The organism is Paraclostridium sp., assembly GCF_051657365.1.
Lineage (GTDB): Bacteria > Bacillota > Clostridia > Peptostreptococcales > Peptostreptococcaceae > Paraclostridium.
On sequence record NZ_JBOFKN010000205.1, the window covers coordinates 13,663 to 32,168 of the forward strand.

Genomic DNA, 18,506 nt, shown 5'->3' on the forward strand with positions numbered 1-18,506 from the left:
CCATGTATTATCTTATCGGTTTTTCAAAGTTAACTTGTCCAACTTTTATTTGTTTTGATAATACTTTTTCTTCAAATCTAGTTATAGTAGCATCTAGTTTATCAACAATTTCATTTATAATTTCATTGTCCAAATACATAGACATTGGGAAAATTAAAAATGCAGTATGGTTTTTATCTCCAGGATATACCTTATATTCAGGTACTATACTTATTAATGGTATAACCTCTCCAGCATTTACCTGATCCCAACAGTATTGCATAAATACCTTTGAAATATTTTCATAACTCTCATTAAACAAAGTCTCAATCTTATTAAAATCTATAGTAAATACAATCTCCCACCCAAGCGAGTTATTGATAATTGATATTCTTTCATTTTCCTCTAATTTATTTTTTAATTCTTCACTCATAGAATGTAGCTTTACTAAATAATTTTGGAAGCCCTCTCTTCCCAGTCTATTCATAGCTACCCATGATGTTACAATACCTGTTGCCGGTCTAGAATTTTCGAAAGTATATCTATAAGCTCTGAAGTTTCCAAATTCATAATCTGATTCTCCATACGAATATTTACCATCATTTAAATAATCGAAATTATCATCTGTCTTTGATACAAACATACTAGTAGAATACGGACATAGTCCATTTTTATGCATATCAACACCGAAGGAATCAAATTTAGAAACTCCTTCTATGCGTTTAACTACTTGTTTAATTTTACTTTTAATTTTTTCATCTGATACTTTTTCATTCCATTCATCTTCACTTAATCCCATAAAATTAAGCCATAACCATCCAATAACACTATCTAAATGGAAATATGGGAAATAATCTTTATTATTTTTTTCAAATAAATCTTTTACACTATCGTATACTCCTACTGTATCATCACATGCAAAATTTATTGTTGTCCCTCCTGCACATATAATTGCAGCTATCTTCTTCCCCTTTTTATGTTGCTCTTCAATTGTATCTAATAAACTTTGTCTATCCATTTTCCATCCATCTTCGGACTCTATTCTAATACAATTATTAGAACCCATTCCTAATATAGAGCATACATGCTCAACACAATAATGTGATGACTCATTAGTTAAAACTACTAAATTTGGGTCTATACCTTCATTTCTAGAGTTTGGATTTATTTTTGATATTGCTGATTTTACAGCATATAAAAGTGTTAATTTCCCCCCATTGCAAGATATCCCATAAGAGTTATCCCATCCAGCTAATTTTCCTATCATTCTTGCTATTTTTTGTTCAAATAATAATACTTTTCCCCCAAATGAATCCATCAAACTATTAGTGTTGTATAATTGCGTAATAGTTGATGCTGCAACTGTATCTATAAGCGGCGATGGAACCATATTGAATAAAGAATAAGGAGACTGAGTTCTTATGCTTCCTTCAAATAGTTCTGCTAAATCTTCGAATACTTTTTCAGATGATTCCCCTTTTTCTGGTATAACTATATCTTTTAAAATATCATTATATGAAAATTTATCAACTTCAAATTTAGGATTTAATCCTTTATCATTTAAAGACTCATGTAGTAATGAAACTTTTTCTAATAATACATTAAAATTACTTTCATTTGATTTTAAGAATTCTTTTTCTAGACTCATGGAATTTAATCCCAATGTCGATTCTTTTCTATTCTCTTCCCTATTTAAAACTGTTGCTTCCAATGTTATTCCCCCCATATGTTGTTTATTCTTAAAATAATAACAATTTTTACCATTTATTTGTAATGGTAGTATGTATTTCTTCATTTGTCTACAAATAAATAAATATTTTTTTATAAAAAAATAAATTTTTAATGCTTTTTTAACTATAATAATCCATATTCATGGTTTTATTTAATAAATAGTCTATTTATCTATTATTATCGTAAGATATCTAACTTAAGCTTCTACTTTAAATAAAAAAAATAGATACAGCATTGCTGTACCTATTTTTTTATTTAAATTTAATTTGAGTTTTCTGTTAATCTATCTATTATGCTAACAAGATTAGCTATTTCAGGCTTAGTTATTTGTTCATCTGCTCCAATTGATTTACCTTTGATACGCATTTCTTCACTTATTAATGAAGAGAATAATATTAAAGGAATTTCTTTAAGTATACTATCTTCTTTTATAAGTTTTGTTAACCTATGTCCATCCATTAAAGGCATCTCTATATCTGATACTATACAAGAAACATGCTTTTTAACTGGATCTCCACAAGTTCTAACTTCTTCTAAATACTCCCATGCTTCTTGTCCATTATCTACTTTGATTGTACTCTTGTACCCAGCTTTATGTAAACATTCCACAATCATTTTAGAAAGTAACATTGAATCTTCTACTATTAAAACTGTTTTATCGTTTTGTTTACGCTCCCCTAATCTTTCTATAGCTTCAAATTGGATGCTTGACTCCGGACTTATTTCTGCAACAATTTTTTCAAAATCTAAAATAGTTATAAGTCTATCTTGGTATTCTGCTATACCTGTTGCAACACCTTCATCTCCACCATATATAACTCTATCAGGTTTTTTTATTGATTCCCAAGATACTCTCGCAATCCCTACTACTGATTCAACATGGAAAGCGAAATTTAATTTATTAAAATGAGTAACAATAAAAATATCAGTAGTTGAGTTATCTGATTTAGGAAGATTTAAATATTTACCTAAGTCTATTACTGTTATAATTTCATTTCTTGGTTTAAATACACCTTCTACAACTTCATGTGAGTTAGGCATTTTTTTTACATCTTGCGCTATCATAATTTCTCTAACTTTTGCTACATTTATACCGAATAATTCACCTGCAATGGTAAATTCCATAATTTCAAGTTCATTAGTTCCCGACTCTAAAAGTATTTTTGTTTTACTTGTGCTTTCTGAAAATCCCATAAATAACCTCCCGTGTTACAAAATTTGTAACTTTCAAAATATCATTGCTTATTTGTATATACGGACTTTCTTTTTAAATCTGTAGGTCGCTTAGGATAGATATATGTGTATATGTTGATTATTTTTGTGTGTTTTGTGGATATCTTGCTTTACGTTTTCACACTTTCAAAATCTGCCTGTGTATAACCTAGATAATATATTTTAGATATAGGTTTATATTCTGTAAATTAAATTATATATAAACCTATAATTATTATTGCTATAGTTATTAAAATCCAGGTTAAATTCTGTGATAATGAAGTTGGTATTATGTAAATGTATGGATTTAAACTGAATAATTTATTTTCATTTTCTCTTTTTAAGTTTTCTATAGCTAACATTTTAAATTTAAATTGAGTTGTTGATAAAATTCCTTCTTTAAACATAATATCTATGTTATTAATAGCTTTAGATATTATTTGTTGTTTTTCTTCATTTGTTTTACAATTTTTTAGTTGAGTTTTTAAATCTTTATTTTCTTTTATTGATTGTTCTGCTTCTTGTTTTATTTCAGGATATTTTTCAGTTATAAATTTTTGCTCACTTGGAGTTAGCTTTTCACCTTTTAATATTTTTATAGCTATACGATCTGCTTTCTTAGTTTCTATATTTATTTTGTTAGAAAATTTTTCAACATCCTCCATACCCTCTATTTTAATTTTAACTTGGAGTTCTGAAAGAACTCCTTTTTTGCCCATGATTTTTATGTTATTAATTGCAGTAGATATTATTTGTTTTCTCTCTTCATCTGTTTTACAACTTTTTAATTGTTGTTTTATATCTTGCATTTCTTTTTTTGATTGATTTGCAAATTGTTTTATATCTGGATATTTTTCAGTTATAAGACGTTGCTCTTTTGGATTCAATTTTTCACCTTTAATTATCTTTATAGCTATTAATTCTATATTTTTTAGTTCTTCCTTAATTTTTCCTATAAAATTTTCAGATACTATATTTTGAGTTTTATTTTGTAATTGTTTATTTTCTTCATTAGGTTTTATATTTGACTTTGTATATAAATTTGCATTGTAAGTACTTTTATTTACATTATTGATCATCTTCTATTTGCTCCTCAGGTGCAGTTTTTATTAATGTAAAATTAATATACTTATATTACCATACATTAATTACTTGTCTACCCTTCACAACTAGACAGTATAAATACCTTGAACTATAATAGTTTTAAAACTATACAATTTATTTAATTTATATATAAACAAGGTTAAAGTTTAGAAAGGATAGTTATGAGTAAAATAGGATTAATATTAGAAGGTGGCGGTATGAGAGGAATTTATACTGCTGGAGTGTTAGATTTTTTTATAGAAAAAGATATAGAAGTTGATATAGCAATTGGAGTTTCCGCTGGGAGTTGCCATGCCTCTTCTTATTTATCAAAACAATTTAAAAGAGCATATCATGCTACTGTAGATTATATAAATGATAAAAATTATTTAAGCTTTAGTAATTTAATTAAAACAGGTTCAATATTTGGTATGGATTTTATGTTTAACACAATACCCAATGAACTAAACATTTATGATTATGATACTTTTAATAAATCCAATACTAAGTTTGTAGTAGTTGCAACAAACTGCGAAACAGGCACCCCAGAATATTTTGAGTTAACAGATTTAAAGAAAGAAATTATTTATATGCAAGCATCTTGCTCTATACCTATGTTTGCAAATATAGTTGAAATAGATAATTATAAGCTAGTTGATGGTGGTGTTTCTGATTCTATACCATTAGAGTATTCTCTAAATCAAGGTTATAAAAAAAATATAGTTGTATTAACTAGAGACATTACCTATAGAAAAAATAAACAAAAATTTACTTCAGTTGTAAAACGAAAGTATAAAAAATATCCAAAACTTATTAAAGCTATTGAAAGTAGACATATCAACTATAATAAAAGTCTTGATTTAATAAATAAATTATCTCAAAGTGGAGATGTTCTTGTTATTAGGCCAAAGAACCCTGTTAAAGTTAGTCAAGTTGAAAAAAATATTGATAAACTTACTGATTTATATAATGAAGGCTATAATAATGCAAAAGAATTATATCAAGATATATTAGATTTTATAAATACATCTAAAAACTATAATTAATTTTAATAATTTTTATATATAAAAATAATAGCTGATGCGCTTATGTATTGTCATATGTCGCATCAACTATTAAAAATTTTTCTAATTACAATTCTAAGTTTAAAAGTTCTTCATAGCTCTGTCTTTTGCATATTAATTTAACTTCTCCATTTTGTACAGATACAACTGCTGGTTTTGTTATTTTATTATAATTTGATGACATAGAATATCCATATGCACCCGTTGAAGACATTATTAGTATGTCCCCACTTTCTATATCCATAATATCTGCATCTGTTATAAGTATATCCCCACTTTCACAACACTTACCTGCTATTGTTACTTGATTATTTTTTTCTTGGCCCATTTTATTGGCTATTGCACATTCATATCCTGCTTGATATAGTGAAGGTCTTATATTATCTGTCATTCCTCCATCTACACTTACATAAGTTCTTACATCTTTTATATCTTTTATAGACCCCACTGTATATATTGTACTTCCTGCATTCGCTACTATTGATCTACCTGGTTCTATTATTAAAATAGGTGTATCTATTCCTATTTCTCTGCATACTTTATTTGATCTTTTTATTATAGCTTCACAGAATTGCTGTATAGTTTTAGGTTCATCTTTTTCAGTGTAATAAACTCCTACACCTCCACCTAAATCAACTTCTTTTATATCTATATTATATGTTTCTTTAATTTCTTTTACTAAGTTCATCATTATTTTCACTTCATCTAGATATGGTTCAACATCAAATATTTGAGACCCTATATGTGCATGTATTCCTACTAATTCTATATTTTTATAATTTTTCATATTCTCTATCGCACTATGTAAATCTCCATTTGATAATGTAAATCCAAATTTAGAATCAATTTGACCTGTTTTTATATAGTCATGGGTATGCGCCTCTATCCCTGGAGTTATTCTAAAGTATATAAGTTGCTTTGTATTTCTTTCTTCACAAATTTTTTCTAATATATCTAATTCATAATAATTATCTACAACAAATCTTCCTACTCCAAACTCTACACCCATAATTATTTCTTCTATCGTTTTATTATTTCCATGAAATAATATTCTTTCCATTGGGAAATCAACCTTGTGCGCTGTATATAATTCTCCTCCAGATACTACATCAAGATACAATCCCTCTTCGTTTATCAAGTTGCACATATGCATTGGTAAAAAAGCTTTACCTGCATAAGCAACTCTATTACCACTTTCATTAACTCTAAAGTTATCTACATATTCTCTGCAATTATTTCTAACTAATTCTTCATCAAATATATATAAGGGTGTTTGATATTTTTCTTTAAGCTCTTCACAACTCACACCTCCTATATAAAGCTGATTTTCTCTAATAGACATTGTTCCTTGTAATTTCATTTGCATAACCTCCCATATTTTGATGTTTTGAGGTTGCTACAGGACATTTTAGTTTTCTATATAAAAAATCCCCTCTTAAGTCATCACTTAAGGGGGGATAATTATACTAATATAAAATACTATCTATTCCTCAAATGTAGCTCAACACAATTTACCTTGTGACAGTTATACATATATTCTATGCATACCCAGGATTATAGCCTTAAAGCTTAAGCTATATCCTTCGGCGATAGTTCCTTTCCCAATAAGTCATTGTGCTTACCTCATTATTGGTACTGATAAATATCGCGACCTCTACAATCAATATTCTTTTGTTAATACGTTATTTTACATATCAAATTTGTATTTGTCAATGTTTTTTCTGAATATTTTAAATAATTTTAAAATATTCATATTATAAATTATATTATTAAATTTTTACTCATTTCACTTATCTCTCTCATAATATCTATTTCAATTATTTTAATAAGTTCTTTATCAAGTATTACCTGCTTATAATCTATACATCCAATCACAAAAGGTACCCCTAATTTTCTAAATACATAAATTCTAGAGTTATCTTTATAAATCTTCTCAAAATCATTGTTTATTATACTTATTATCGATTTCATTTCTTCCATAGTTATAACTGATTTTACAAGATATTTTTCTATTATAGTAATTGCTAATAATTCTTTTCTTCCTATCATAGTATTAGATTGATAAAAATTATAAAATATATCTTTAGTATAATTACTTATAACTTTTTTATCTAACATAATTTCCATATTAAATTCTTTTGCATCTGTTTTTTTAGTAAACATATTTGCTATATCATCTAAAGACACATCATCTTTCATAGAAAGTATTAAATCTATTCTTTCTAATATTTTTTCTTTTGGAAAAAAAGTTTCCTGTCCTGTAAATGTAGATTTTTTTATAAACCACTCTTCAGGTATAATATTTTTTCTCTTCCATCTATATAATTGACCATAGGAAATATTCGCCTTTATCAATAAGTCTTTCTTTGATATTAATTCATCCATATTTTTGTCCTCCTTAGCCTATCTTAACATGATTTTTTACAGTTGAATTTTTAGATATATTAAGATTGCTAGTGTATTCTATATTGTCTATATTACAGTTGCTTATTATATCAACTTGTTTACCCCTTATATTTGTTATATCACAATTTTTAAGTTTAATATAATCGCCTTCTATAGTACTACATTTAAAACTTTTAGTTAAGATACTAGATAAACTTAAAAATGTTAAAATTGACTTATTGTTTTGCTTACGTATATTAATATTAGTAGCTCCAACTTCATTGCAACGAGACTTTCCTTTAAGATAGATAGTAATATCCTCTGAATTTATTAATCCATTGCAATCTATAGAACCATCTATCACTATGTTCTCGCATTCAATATCTCCATCTACACTTATATGTCCTATAACTCTTACTTCTTTAGCTTTTAAATTTCCTTTTATATTGGTATCTCCATATATTGTAACATTGTTACACTCAACGTCATAATTAAACTTGGCATCTCCACGTACTATTAAGGTATCTAGTTCACAATTTTTATCTACCGTTAAATCTCCATTTATTTTTAAATAATTTGATATTAAACTTCCTTTTATAGTTGCATCTCCATTTATTTTTAAACTTCCAAAGTCACAATTTCCACTAAATACTGCGTTTCCATTAACTTTAACTTGGCTAGCTTTTACATTTCCTGTTGAAGTTGCATCTCCCATAACACTTATCTTTTCATATTCTCCAGGGCTTATAAATCCATCACCCATTATTTTTATATCATGATTCATACAGTTTACCTCCTACCTTATATCTTATTTATGTTTTTTACTTTTGATCTATCGTCTACTTCAATAGTTCCACTATACTCAATAGTATCTATATTACAGTCTGCCCCTATTTTTATGTTCTTTCCTCTAATAATTTTCACATAACTATTTTCTAATTGTATATTGTCGCCTTCTATACTATTTACAGTTAGTCTATACAATTTTTTAGGTATCAATAAATTGAAAATACTTTGTAATAATCTTCTTTCATAACTTATATTTACTGTACTTGCTCCTATTTCATCTATTGTTGATTTTCCTTCTATTCTCAAGTCGAAGTTTTCACAATTCAAAAAACCTCCACAATTTATTACCCCATCTATATAAACATCTTCACATTCTATATCTGATAATACTTTTAAAACTCCACTTACATTAACTTTATCAGAATTTATACTTTTTAAGCATTTTAAAGACCCTGATGTATTTAACTCCTTAGAGTTTATATCTCCTTCTATTTTGCAATTTCCTGATGTTGAAAATTTTTCACTATCTATATTACCTGTAACTATTCCATTACCTGATACACTGAACTTGTTACATATTATATTTCCATGAATTTTACCATTACCTGATATAGATACTTTGTCAAATTCTCCACCTGGATATGTTCCCATTCCATTTATGTTAATTGAATTTAATTTATTTTCCATATAACATCCTCCGTAACATTGTTTTATTATATAATATTACATTAGCATAACATTGTTACACAATCAAGGTAAAAACTTATTAATTTTTATAAATAAAAAATCACCCTAATTTAAATCAGAGTGATCTTAATAATATTATGTTCCACAATATGTTCTATAAGAACAGTTTGTCACTTTCGGAAGCTTTGAATATTCATCTTGGTCTTTAGAATGATCATACGGTTTTGAAACTATTTCTATTAATTTTTGCATAACTTGAAAATCACCTTTATTCGCAGCTTCTATTGCTTCTTCTACCCTATGATTTCTTGGAATTACTGCTGGATTAGAATTTTTCATTAATTGATTTACTAATTCTTTCGATTGTGGCTGTCTTTGTAATCTTTCTTGCCATATCTTGTACCAATTATCAAACTCTATACTACTAAACATTTCTCTACCGTTATTTTTTTCAAAGGTTAAATATATAAAAGTATTTGTGAAATCTTCATTATACTTTTCCATCATGCTAAGAAGATCTTCAATTATAGCTTTGTCCTGTGCTTCTTCATTGAATAAACCTAACTTTGATCTCATTTTAGATAGCCAATTCAAATAATATATATCTGTAAAATCTGAAATTGCATCTTGTGCTATTTTTATAGATTCATCTTGATTTTCATGTAACAATGGTAATAAAGCTTCAGCAAATCTACATAAATTCCATTCACACATAATAGGTTGATTTTTATATGAATAACGTCCCTGAGTATCAATAGAGCTAAACACTGTATTTGGGTTATAGCTATCCATAAAAGCACAAGGTCCATAATCAATAGACTCTCCACTAATGGTCATGTTATCTGTGTTCATAACCCCATGTATAAATCCAACAGTTTGCCATTTAGCAACAAGGCTAGCCTGAGATTTTATTACTTCTTTAAGTAAATTAATATATTTATTCTCATTATCTTCTATATTTTTAAAATGTCTTTTTATTGTATAATCAGCTAGTTTTTTAATATCATCTATACTACCAAATTGGGCTGCATACTGAAATGTACCAAATCGTATATGGCTAGAAGCTACACGAGTTAATATGGCACCTTCTTGTATTTTTTCACGAACTACTGATTCTCCAGTCTTTATTACTGCTAAACTACGTGTCGTTGGAATACCAAGTCCATGCATGGCTTCACTTATTATGTATTCACGAAGCATAGGCCCAAGAACTGCTCTTCCATCTCCTCCACGTGAATATGGTGTTCTTCCAGATCCTTTAAGTTGAATATCATATCTTTCACCTGAAGGTGTTGTTTGCTCACCTATTAATAAAGCTCTTCCATCTCCTAACATTGTAAAATGACCAAACTGGTGACCAGCATAAGCTTGAGCAATAAATGAACCTTCTTCTATAGTTTCATTTCCTGAAAGTATTGATATACCTTTATAACTTTTAATCAAATTGCTATTTAATCCTAAAATTTTTGCTAAATCATCATTGAAAATTACTAATTTAGGATCTTTTACTGGATTTATATTTATTCTACTGTAAAATAACTTTGGTAACATAGTGTAACTATTATCTAGCTTCCATCCCATATCTACAATTTCTTTTTTATTTAACATATCTACTCCTTGTATATTTTATATTTGAAATGTATTTCTTTTATTAAATTAATATACCCTTATTCTTAATTTGAAATAAGTTTATTTATAGAAATAAAAAAACTGTGACTAAGTATTTTAACCCAAATACTTAATCACAGCTATAACATTCCCATTTTCACTATATCGTGAAATATTATAATTTATTTATATATTTAAAACTGTAATTCTGGATATAATAATTTAAATATTTTCATATTTCTTTCTATCTTTGGAAGATAGTATTGACTAGCATATGCTCTCCTATCAATAGTGTCTTCATCCCCATTTTTAACATTCCATTCTCGAATAACTGTTTCTAAACCTTGATTGTTAAATTTAGATACATAATATGCTCCTAGCTTTAAACTAGTTTGTGAGTCAACTAAATCCTTAGGTTTAAATTTACTCATTTTCAATTCTTTAGCTAATTTCATTGAAGCTTCATCACTAAATCTTAAAATCCCATTATTTGAATTTGACTCATATTTCTTATTATCAAATCTAGATTCAAAGTGCGCAAGTTCAGCTAATAAATATGGATCTATTTTATATTCATTAGCAATTCTTTTTATATCAGATTTATTTTCTATAGGAAATAATGCTGTTCTTATCGTAAAAATCACTCCTACTAATATAAGTACAATTGTTACTATGGTAGTCATTATTTTTTTCATATTAATTTCCCCTAATTTTTTTTAGTAACTATATCAAGATAATATTTAGATGTAATTAAATAATAAGTTATATAAATTATTGAGTAAGGTATCAATGTAGATGCCATTACAAATGTTGTGCTTTGCCCCATCATATCACAAACAACATAATTTGCTACAATACTATGGATACTTCCTACTAACAATGGCACGAAGAAGTTGAATCCAACTTGCTTATACACAGCTGATTTTATATCACTTTCATCTACTCCAATTTTTGATAATACATTGTATCTAGGTGCTTCATCTTGAGCCTCAGATAATAACTTGAAGAATATTACACTACCAGTACATACTAAAAATACTAATCCTACAAATACTCCTATAAATACTAATACTCCAGAAGTTGTAAATTCTGCTTTGAATGTTGAATAGTAAGATTTCATTAATCTACTAACTGATTTTTCATAATCTCCAACTGCATATTTTTCAGTTATTTTTGCGACTTCATTATCAAAGTCTTCACCATCTTTTTGATTAGTTATATCATATGTGTAGTAAGTGCTTACGTCATTAGTTGCTTTTAAATTTTCAAAAGTACTATCAGCTACGACTATAGTATCCTGAATATTAGTATTATATAACACCTTATCTAAATCAGATTTAAGTTTTAAATTAACTGTAGATCCATTATTATTTATATCAACTGTTGACTTAAATTCAAAATCACGTTCTTTAGGATACACATGAATAAATTCATCGTTTTTTATATTATCTATTTCTTTATCACCTTTTAAATTTAATATTTCATTTAACTCTGATAAAGATATTATTTCAAATCTATCAGTATATTTAGCACTCGAGTCTGTTTGTACCGCCGGTAATTCAATATACTTATATTCAATTTTATTCTTTAATTCATGGTTATCTGACTTGCTTAAAGCATCTTCAAATTCGTTTATATAATCTTTGTTATCAATTTTTAAAGTATATGAATAGGGAGCAATTCTTTCTACATTTTGAGAACTCATAAAATAAGTAGTCATAGCTACCCCTATAGCAGTCAACGTTGTAGCACTTAATATCGATATTATAGCCAACATCTTTGCATTACTGCTAATTCTATATAGCAATTGAGATGTAGATATCATATTTAATCCTTTGTAATAGTTATTCTCATTATTTTTCTTTTTTCTAATTATAAAATACATAAAAGATCCAAAGAACAGGAATGTACCTATTACAACTGTAGGTAATGTAATCATAGCTCCTAAAACTAGATTTATGTTTTTTGAAACTATAATATATGCTGCATATCCAAGTCCTATAAGGATTATTGACATTAAAGCTAATAATTTTGATCCTTTTTTAGATTTTTCAGATACACTTGAAGCCTTAAATAATTCTATAAGTTTAAATTTATATATTATTCTATTACTTTGGTAAGCCATAAATAAAAATACTAGCATGAAAAGTATAAATGTATCAAATATACCTTTAAATGATACTGCAAAAGTAATATCTAAATTTAAGCCAATAAGCTTTAAAAGTACTACTAGCATAAGTTTAGAAACTATGATTCCTGATATTATTCCTATTACTAGCGCTGCTGAACCTATTATTAATGTTTCAAAGAATAATAACAGCCCTATTTCTCTATTTTCTATTCCCAAAAGAGCATATAGTCCTATCTCTTTTTTTCTTTTCTTTATAAAGAAACTATTTGAATACCATATAAATAAAACTGAAAATAAAGCAATTACAATTGAAGCTGCATTAAATGCAGTAGATACCTTTGTACTCGCTGATAATACAGCATCTATACTTGGATTGTACTGTAAGTTCTTAAATGAATAATACATGCATACAGTAAATACTATAGAGAAAAAGTATAAAAAATATCCTTTTAAATTCTTCTCTACATTCTTTTTAGCTATATTAAATAAGACCATTATCACCACCACCTATCAATGATAAAACATCTAAAATTTCATTAAAGAATTCTTTTCTAGACCCAATTTTGATAATTTCCTTAAATATTAAACCATCCTTTATAAATAAAACTCTATTACAATAACTAGCAGCAAAAGCATCATGTGTAACCATCATTATAGTTGCATCTTGTTCTTGATTTAATCTTGTCATCGCATTTAAAAGATCTGCAGATGACTTAGAATCAAGTGCTCCCGTAGGCTCATCTGCTAATATTAATGAAGGTTTAGTGATTATAGCTCTAGCACAAGCTGTTCTTTGCTTTTGTCCTCCTGATACTTCATAAGGATACTTTTCAAGTAAAGTTTCTATTCCCAATGTAGTAGCTATTGATTTTACAGTTTGATTTATTGTTTTTGCATCAACTCTACCAAGAGCTAATGGTAATGCAATATTATCTTTTACAGATAATGTATCTAATAAATTGAAATCTTGGAATATAAATCCTAAGCTTTCTCTTCTAAACTTAGATATCTGCTTGTTGTCTAAGTTAGTTATATTTTTATCTTCTATCTTAACGTCTCCGCTAGATGCAGTATCTATAGTAGATACTATGTTTAAAAGAGTACTTTTACCAGCTCCAGAAGGACCCATTATTCCTACAAATTCTCCTTTGTTAATTTGAAAATCTATACCATTTAATACTGTTTGTTGATTTTCTTTATTTCCATATATTTTTTTTAAATTTTTAACTTCTAATATTTTAGACATATTTTACTACCTCCTATTTCTCTTTACAGTAATTCAGTATACTAGGTTTTGTGATTTTCTAATATTGATTTACATATCAATAGACTTACAAATTTGTAATTATAAAATATATGATTTCTTAAAGTTTTGATTGTTTATTGTAATACATGATAAAATAAAATATATAATAAAAGTTAGGATGTGATTTTTTGCCTTTAGATAGAACAAATAAAGTTAGTTGTAGTAATTATAGGTGTGAAATTGAAGTTACTCTAGAAATTATAAGCGGCAAATGGAAATCTCTTCTATTATGGAACTTAGGTATTCATAAAGTTATTCGCTATAATGAATTTAGAAATATAATTCCAGATATAAGTCAAAAAATGTTAACTCAGCAGCTAAGATCTTTAGAAAAAAATCGTCTTGTACATAGGAAAATTTATAACCAAGTACCTCCTATGGTTGAATATTCACTTACTGACTTAGGATTAAAGTTATTGCCTATATTAAATGAAATGGATATTTGGGGTAAGGAATTTGTTTCAGAATTAAACAAATAAAAATAAAGCCTTCTAATTTAATAGAAGGCTTTACTTTCATTTAATATGATTTTATTAGAAGTTTACATCTGCTCCGTAGTAAACAGCTTTAAACAATTCTTTCATTTCTTCTACTGATATTTCTCTTGGATTTGTACCTGTACATGGATCAGCTACTGATGTTTCTGATATTGATTGTAAATTCTCCATAAATACTTCTTCAGATATTCCAAATTCTTGTAATGAATTAACCATTCCCATATCTTTTCTAAATTGTTTTACAAGATTTACTAATGAGTTAACTAATTCTTCTTCACTATTTCCTTGTAATCCTAATCTTCTAGCTATATCTGCATACTTATCACCTGCTGTTTTTGCATTGAATTGTATAGCTGGTGATAGATATATAGCATTTGCTAATCCATGAGGTATATCAAATATCTTACCAGTCTTATGTGCCATAGAGTGAACTATACCTAATATTGCATTTGAAAATGCCATTCCTGCTAAGTTTTGAGCTATATGCATATCTTTTCTAGCTTGTTCCTCTCCATTATAAGAATCAATTAAATTTGCATATATCATTTCTATTGATTTCATAGCTAATGCATCTGTTATAGGATTACTAGCATTTGATACATATGCTTCTATCGCATGTGTTAATGCATCCATTCCTGTATTTGCTACTAATACTTTAGGCATAGTTTGCACTAATTTCGTATCAACTATAGCTAAATCTGGTGTTACATTGTAATCTGCTATAGGGTATTTTACTCCTGTTTCATTATCTGTTATTACCGCAAATGAAGTTACTTCTGTAGCTGTACCACTAGTTGTTGGTATTGCTATGAATTTAGCTTTTTGTCTAAGTTCTGGTAAATTAAATGGCTTTGCAGCTTCTTCGAAAGTAAACTCTGGGTATTCATAGAATATCCACATAGCTTTTGCTGCATCTATTGGAGATCCTCCTCCTATACCAATTATTAAATCTGGGTTGAAATCATTCATCATTTCAACACCTTTTCTAACAGTTGCTACTGATGGATCATTTTCTACCCCTGTAAAAACTATATTTTCTATATTAGCTAATTTTAAGTTTTCTTGTATTTTAGGAACTGTTCCATCTTTTATTAATCTCTCAGATCCTATTACAAGCATAGCTTTATTACCCTTTACTTCTTTTAAATGATCTATTGCATCGTCTCCAAAATATAAGTCTCTTGGTATTGTAAATCTATTCATTTTCCATTCCTCCTATTTTTATATAAATGTTTTAATTTATGTGTTTGTTTGTTGCTACATTTATTAGTATATAGACGTTTCAACATAAAAAAAAGAAGGCACCTTTTGGTATGACACAAACCAAAAGGTAGTATTTATGTGATTTCATAGGATACACATTTTAAATTTTTTAATAAAAAAATCCCACTTAATGTGGGATAAGTTTATTTATATAAAAATTTTATATAAAGCGACAATCGTTGCAATATTACACATTGCACTAATCATTCCTTCTTGTGTTCCTGTTTTTATATTAGCTATATGTAATCTACGTTTACTAAGTGGGTATAATATCGGCACTCCCATTGGGTTAAATAAATCTAAAATAATATGACTTACATATCCAATAGTTGCTCCCAAAGCAAATATACCTAAGCTATTATAAACCATAGTTGAAAACACTGTACAAAGTATTACTAAAACTATCAAAGATGGTAATTCTAAATCCAATAATTTTCTAATTTTCTTGTTATGTACAAACTTAGGTCTCATAGAATTTAATGCTGTATCTAGTGCTATCCAAATTAAAAAACCACTTGCAGCACCTAAAATAAGTCTAGAGTTTAAATCTCCTTTGTAAATATTTTTAAGAAAATCTACCGTTCCAAATAAAAATATAGCTACCAAAGCTGTACATACTAAGGTATGCGTGAAACCTCTATGTTCAGTATTTTTACAAATAATCTTAGATATTGGTTTTAATTTTTTGCCTACTTCACTACCTTTATGATCTATATCTGGTAACAAAGCTCCAAAACTTGCTCCTGTAATAAGCATAACTCCTTGCTCTACTGATACTGTATTTCTACTTCCTAGAGCTAGTACTGCCAAAGTAGCTAGTGCTACTCCACCACATTTATGCGTCCTTCCATTCATCCATGTCTCTCCTAGTCTTTATGTCTACATTTTAATTTATATTTTATAATAATACACTACTTACAGCAAGTATACCTAACTTTTATAAAGCCTATTTTAAAATATGTAAATTGTTCTACCTGCTTATATTTAAGACTACATATAATATTATAAAATATTAATAATCCTCAATTTGTGTTAAATTAAAATGCAAATAATAAACTTTTATTCACACTTTTTGATGAATTTCATAATATGTACTATAGCTAGTAAATAGCTATAAAATCAAATATAATTCTAAAGGTGATATTTTATGGCATTTGTAGTTAAAGACTGTAAACAAGTTAAATCAACAACTATGGCAGATAATCTAGCTGCAGGTTCTGTTACTGTATTAGATATAGCAGCTAATTACGAAGCTAATGATAGTACTAAAAGTATAATAAAAGGTACTGTAACTGTTGTTTCTGGAGAAGCTGTTATTCTTGAATTAGTAGATGATGCTGCTCCTACAGTAGCAATAGCTACATTAAAAACAGATACAAGCGGAACTTACGGATTTGCATTTACTCCTTCTGGAACTGCAAAATATAGTCTTAATGTTTATAAAGTACTTTCATAATAACAGGTTTAAAATAATTTTATTAAGTTAAAGGTTGATATAAAATGTCCAGTAAAAAAATAATAAATGGTAAGGAATGTGAAAAGTTAGAGGTAGTTTCGTTAAATATTAATGGAGAGGATTCAAATAGTAATAAATTTACTGGAGAATATATATCCAAACTATCAAAAGATGGACCTATAGTTATAAATATAGAAACTCTTCATAACTCATCAAATACTACCTCTCCACTTTCTGCTAGTGAAAATGTGGAAGATAGATCTTCAAATGAATCTAATATTGAAAAAATATATAAGTATAAAAAATATAATAAAAATATTTTTATAGGTATATCAATCACAGCTATAGCTATACTAACATCATTGATTATATTCTAACTATAAAAAATATAAGGGAGGTGTTTTCCCTCCCTTATTTAAATAAAGAGGATTTAAAATGCTCTATTCACAAATAACATGGTTCATAAGAAAAGAAGATTTGCAAAAAAATATTATAATTTCAAATAGTTTCGTGTTATCACCTGAAGAAATATCTATTATATTTGGAACAGTAACTTTAAAAGATGGAACCCTTGCCAATGGGTTTGGTGTTTGTCTTGAAGAAATTGATAAAACTAGCAATATATCTATTGATAAGTGTTTTACATTTACTAATGAGGAGGGTAAATACTATTTCTCTTTCATACCTCTAGAGAATAAAATATATAATGTTGTTGTTTATAGGTATATATAACATACTTTTAAAAGCATGGAGGCAGATTCATGGGTACTTTTAATGGAAGTTTAAATTTAAAAGTTAATCAAGGTGAGATTTGTAATAAAACAATAGTAATAACTGAGCAAATAGGTTCAGTTGTTAAGGGTAAAGTTACTTTTACTGATGGAACTCCAGTTTATAAAGCTACAGTAGTTTTGAGCTATTTAGAAAATACAAAATCAACTCCTGTAACATTTACTTTTACTGATATAAATGGTGAGTTTATATTAGGAATTAAGAATACTAGCTTAGACTATATTGTTCAAATAACTTATAATGAAGATATATATTAATAAAAATCACCTTGTTTTAAATGAGGTGTTTTTATTATTTTATAAAAAAATCTCATCAGTCTTTATACAATCTACAACATGACTCTCCTTATTTCTAATTATCCTTTGCTAATATCTTACTAATTAAATTATTATCATATATTATGGTACGGTTTTCTATTTCTACCTTCATCGATACCACAGACATGCTTTTAACCCAAATAAAAAAGATACTGGATAAATATCCAATATCTTTTTAGTAAATTTAAACGTTGTAGATGATTCAT

General features: G+C 27.3%; 19 protein-coding genes and 1 riboswitch. Of the genes, 6 read left to right on the forward strand and 13 right to left on the reverse strand.

What is annotated here, in order from left to right:
* Window positions 1–7 precede the first annotated feature (7 nt).
* From ACRCYC_RS15685 to ACRCYC_RS15695, 3 genes are all read right to left on the reverse strand, one after another.
* A complete protein-coding gene (locus tag ACRCYC_RS15685) occupies window positions 8–1,690 on the reverse strand; it encodes a pyridoxal phosphate-dependent decarboxylase family protein (protein WP_438620039.1) in 1,683 nt (560 codons plus the stop codon).
* Between the two features lie 281 nt (window positions 1,691–1,971).
* Window positions 1,972–2,904: a chemotaxis protein gene (locus tag ACRCYC_RS15690; protein WP_438620040.1), complete on the reverse strand. Its 933-nt coding sequence runs from the start codon at window positions 2,902–2,904 to the stop codon at window positions 1,972–1,974.
* Window positions 2,905–3,131: 227 nt separating this feature from the next.
* Entirely contained in the window at window positions 3,132–4,001 is an 870-nt protein-coding gene (locus tag ACRCYC_RS15695; protein WP_438620041.1) for a hypothetical protein, read from the reverse strand.
* 186 nt (window positions 4,002–4,187) lie between these two features.
* Here ACRCYC_RS15695 and ACRCYC_RS15700 point away from each other — a divergent pair, with 186 nt between their 5' ends.
* Entirely contained in the window at window positions 4,188–5,051 is an 864-nt protein-coding gene (locus ACRCYC_RS15700) for a patatin-like phospholipase family protein (protein ID WP_438620042.1), read from the forward strand.
* Between the two features lie 85 nt (window positions 5,052–5,136).
* Here the strand turns inward: ACRCYC_RS15700 and lysA are convergent, their stop codons facing one another.
* From lysA to ACRCYC_RS15740, 8 genes are all read right to left on the reverse strand, one after another.
* Window positions 5,137–6,429: a diaminopimelate decarboxylase gene (lysA, locus tag ACRCYC_RS15705; RefSeq protein ID WP_438620043.1), complete on the reverse strand. Its 1,293-nt coding sequence runs from the start codon at window positions 6,427–6,429 to the stop codon at window positions 5,137–5,139.
* Between the two features lie 129 nt (window positions 6,430–6,558).
* Window positions 6,559–6,734: riboswitch (Lysine riboswitch) on the reverse strand.
* Between the two features lie 96 nt (window positions 6,735–6,830).
* Window positions 6,831–7,454 carry a DUF4004 family protein gene (locus ACRCYC_RS15710; RefSeq protein WP_438620044.1) on the reverse strand — a complete coding sequence of 208 codons (624 nt, stop codon included), beginning with the start codon at window positions 7,452–7,454 and terminating at the stop codon, window positions 6,831–6,833.
* Window positions 7,455–7,467: 13 nt separating this feature from the next.
* Window positions 7,468–8,238: a polymer-forming cytoskeletal protein gene (locus ACRCYC_RS15715; RefSeq protein ID WP_438620045.1), complete on the reverse strand. Its 771-nt coding sequence runs from the start codon at window positions 8,236–8,238 to the stop codon at window positions 7,468–7,470.
* A gap of 17 nt (window positions 8,239–8,255) precedes the next feature.
* Entirely contained in the window at window positions 8,256–8,930 is a 675-nt protein-coding gene (locus ACRCYC_RS15720) for a polymer-forming cytoskeletal protein (protein WP_438620046.1), read from the reverse strand.
* Window positions 8,931–9,065: 135 nt separating this feature from the next.
* Window positions 9,066–10,538 carry a protein adenylyltransferase SelO gene (locus tag ACRCYC_RS15725; protein ID WP_438620047.1) on the reverse strand — a complete coding sequence of 491 codons (1,473 nt, stop codon included), beginning with the start codon at window positions 10,536–10,538 and terminating at the stop codon, window positions 9,066–9,068.
* Window positions 10,539–10,732: 194 nt separating this feature from the next.
* Window positions 10,733–11,233, reverse strand: coding sequence for a transglycosylase SLT domain-containing protein (locus ACRCYC_RS15730; protein WP_438620048.1), 501 nt, complete (start codon window positions 11,231–11,233; stop codon window positions 10,733–10,735).
* A gap of 11 nt (window positions 11,234–11,244) precedes the next feature.
* Entirely contained in the window at window positions 11,245–13,164 is a 1,920-nt protein-coding gene (locus tag ACRCYC_RS15735) for an ABC transporter permease (protein ID WP_438620049.1), read from the reverse strand.
* Entirely contained in the window at window positions 13,151–13,915 is a 765-nt protein-coding gene (locus ACRCYC_RS15740; protein WP_438620050.1) for an ABC transporter ATP-binding protein, read from the reverse strand. The genes ACRCYC_RS15735 and ACRCYC_RS15740 overlap by 14 nt, the downstream gene beginning before the upstream one ends.
* Before the next feature lie 188 nt (window positions 13,916–14,103).
* On the opposite strand from ACRCYC_RS15740, the gene ACRCYC_RS15745 reads away from it, so the two are divergent.
* Window positions 14,104–14,454, forward strand: a complete 351-nt coding sequence (locus tag ACRCYC_RS15745; protein WP_438620051.1) for a winged helix-turn-helix transcriptional regulator — start codon at window positions 14,104–14,106, stop codon at window positions 14,452–14,454.
* A 54-nt stretch (window positions 14,455–14,508) separates the two neighbouring features.
* On the opposite strand, the gene ACRCYC_RS15750 is transcribed toward ACRCYC_RS15745, so the two are convergent.
* Window positions 14,509–15,675 carry an iron-containing alcohol dehydrogenase gene (locus ACRCYC_RS15750; protein ID WP_438620052.1) on the reverse strand — a complete coding sequence of 389 codons (1,167 nt, stop codon included), beginning with the start codon at window positions 15,673–15,675 and terminating at the stop codon, window positions 14,509–14,511.
* A gap of 207 nt (window positions 15,676–15,882) precedes the next feature.
* Window positions 15,883–16,590: a metal-dependent hydrolase gene (locus tag ACRCYC_RS15755; RefSeq protein ID WP_438620053.1), complete on the reverse strand. Its 708-nt coding sequence runs from the start codon at window positions 16,588–16,590 to the stop codon at window positions 15,883–15,885.
* Window positions 16,591–16,882: 292 nt separating this feature from the next.
* Here ACRCYC_RS15755 and ACRCYC_RS15760 point away from each other — a divergent pair, with 292 nt between their 5' ends.
* From ACRCYC_RS15760 to ACRCYC_RS15775, 4 genes are read left to right on the forward strand one after another with little or no spacing between them, the layout of a single operon-like run.
* Window positions 16,883–17,191 carry a hypothetical protein gene (locus ACRCYC_RS15760; RefSeq protein ID WP_438620054.1) on the forward strand — a complete coding sequence of 103 codons (309 nt, stop codon included), beginning with the start codon at window positions 16,883–16,885 and terminating at the stop codon, window positions 17,189–17,191.
* A gap of 44 nt (window positions 17,192–17,235) precedes the next feature.
* Complete coding sequence (locus ACRCYC_RS15765) at window positions 17,236–17,568, forward strand: hypothetical protein (protein WP_438620055.1); 333 nt, start codon at window positions 17,236–17,238, stop codon at window positions 17,566–17,568.
* Window positions 17,569–17,626: 58 nt separating this feature from the next.
* Window positions 17,627–17,923, forward strand: coding sequence for a hypothetical protein (locus ACRCYC_RS15770; protein WP_438620056.1), 297 nt, complete (start codon window positions 17,627–17,629; stop codon window positions 17,921–17,923).
* A gap of 29 nt (window positions 17,924–17,952) precedes the next feature.
* Window positions 17,953–18,240, forward strand: coding sequence for a hypothetical protein (locus ACRCYC_RS15775; protein ID WP_438620057.1), 288 nt, complete (start codon window positions 17,953–17,955; stop codon window positions 18,238–18,240).
* Window positions 18,241–18,506 lie beyond the last annotated feature (266 nt).

Excerpts from the sequence above, each read along its gene's own strand:
- ACRCYC_RS15720 (WP_438620046.1), bottom strand. The coding sequence starts at position 8,930 with ATGGAAAATAAATTAAATTCAATTAACATAAATGGAATGGGAACATAT.
- ACRCYC_RS15735 (WP_438620049.1), bottom strand. The coding sequence starts at position 13,164 with ATGGTCTTATTTAATATAGCTAAAAAGAATGTAGAGAAGAATTTAAAA.
- ACRCYC_RS15750 (WP_438620052.1), bottom strand. The coding sequence starts at position 15,675 with ATGAATAGATTTACAATACCAAGAGACTTATATTTTGGAGACGATGCA.
- ACRCYC_RS15755 (WP_438620053.1), bottom strand. The coding sequence starts at position 16,590 with ATGAATGGAAGGACGCATAAATGTGGTGGAGTAGCACTAGCTACTTTG.
- ACRCYC_RS15725 (WP_438620047.1), bottom strand. The coding sequence starts at position 10,538 with ATGTTAAATAAAAAAGAAATTGTAGATATGGGATGGAAGCTAGATAAT.
- ACRCYC_RS15740 (WP_438620050.1), bottom strand. The coding sequence starts at position 13,915 with ATGTCTAAAATATTAGAAGTTAAAAATTTAAAAAAAATATATGGAAAT.
- ACRCYC_RS15710 (WP_438620044.1), bottom strand. The coding sequence starts at position 7,454 with ATGGATGAATTAATATCAAAGAAAGACTTATTGATAAAGGCGAATATT.
- ACRCYC_RS15690 (WP_438620040.1), bottom strand. The coding sequence starts at position 2,904 with ATGGGATTTTCAGAAAGCACAAGTAAAACAAAAATACTTTTAGAGTCG.
- ACRCYC_RS15715 (WP_438620045.1), bottom strand. The coding sequence starts at position 8,238 with ATGAATCATGATATAAAAATAATGGGTGATGGATTTATAAGCCCTGGA.
- ACRCYC_RS15770 (WP_438620056.1), top strand. The coding sequence starts at position 17,627 with ATGCTCTATTCACAAATAACATGGTTCATAAGAAAAGAAGATTTGCAA.
- ACRCYC_RS15695 (WP_438620041.1), bottom strand. The coding sequence starts at position 4,001 with ATGATCAATAATGTAAATAAAAGTACTTACAATGCAAATTTATATACA.
- ACRCYC_RS15700 (WP_438620042.1), top strand. The coding sequence starts at position 4,188 with ATGAGTAAAATAGGATTAATATTAGAAGGTGGCGGTATGAGAGGAATT.
- lysA (WP_438620043.1), bottom strand. The coding sequence starts at position 6,429 with ATGAAATTACAAGGAACAATGTCTATTAGAGAAAATCAGCTTTATATA.
- ACRCYC_RS15760 (WP_438620054.1), top strand. The coding sequence starts at position 16,883 with ATGGCATTTGTAGTTAAAGACTGTAAACAAGTTAAATCAACAACTATG.
- ACRCYC_RS15730 (WP_438620048.1), bottom strand. The coding sequence starts at position 11,233 with ATGAAAAAAATAATGACTACCATAGTAACAATTGTACTTATATTAGTA.
- ACRCYC_RS15775 (WP_438620057.1), top strand. The coding sequence starts at position 17,953 with ATGGGTACTTTTAATGGAAGTTTAAATTTAAAAGTTAATCAAGGTGAG.
- ACRCYC_RS15765 (WP_438620055.1), top strand. The coding sequence starts at position 17,236 with ATGTCCAGTAAAAAAATAATAAATGGTAAGGAATGTGAAAAGTTAGAG.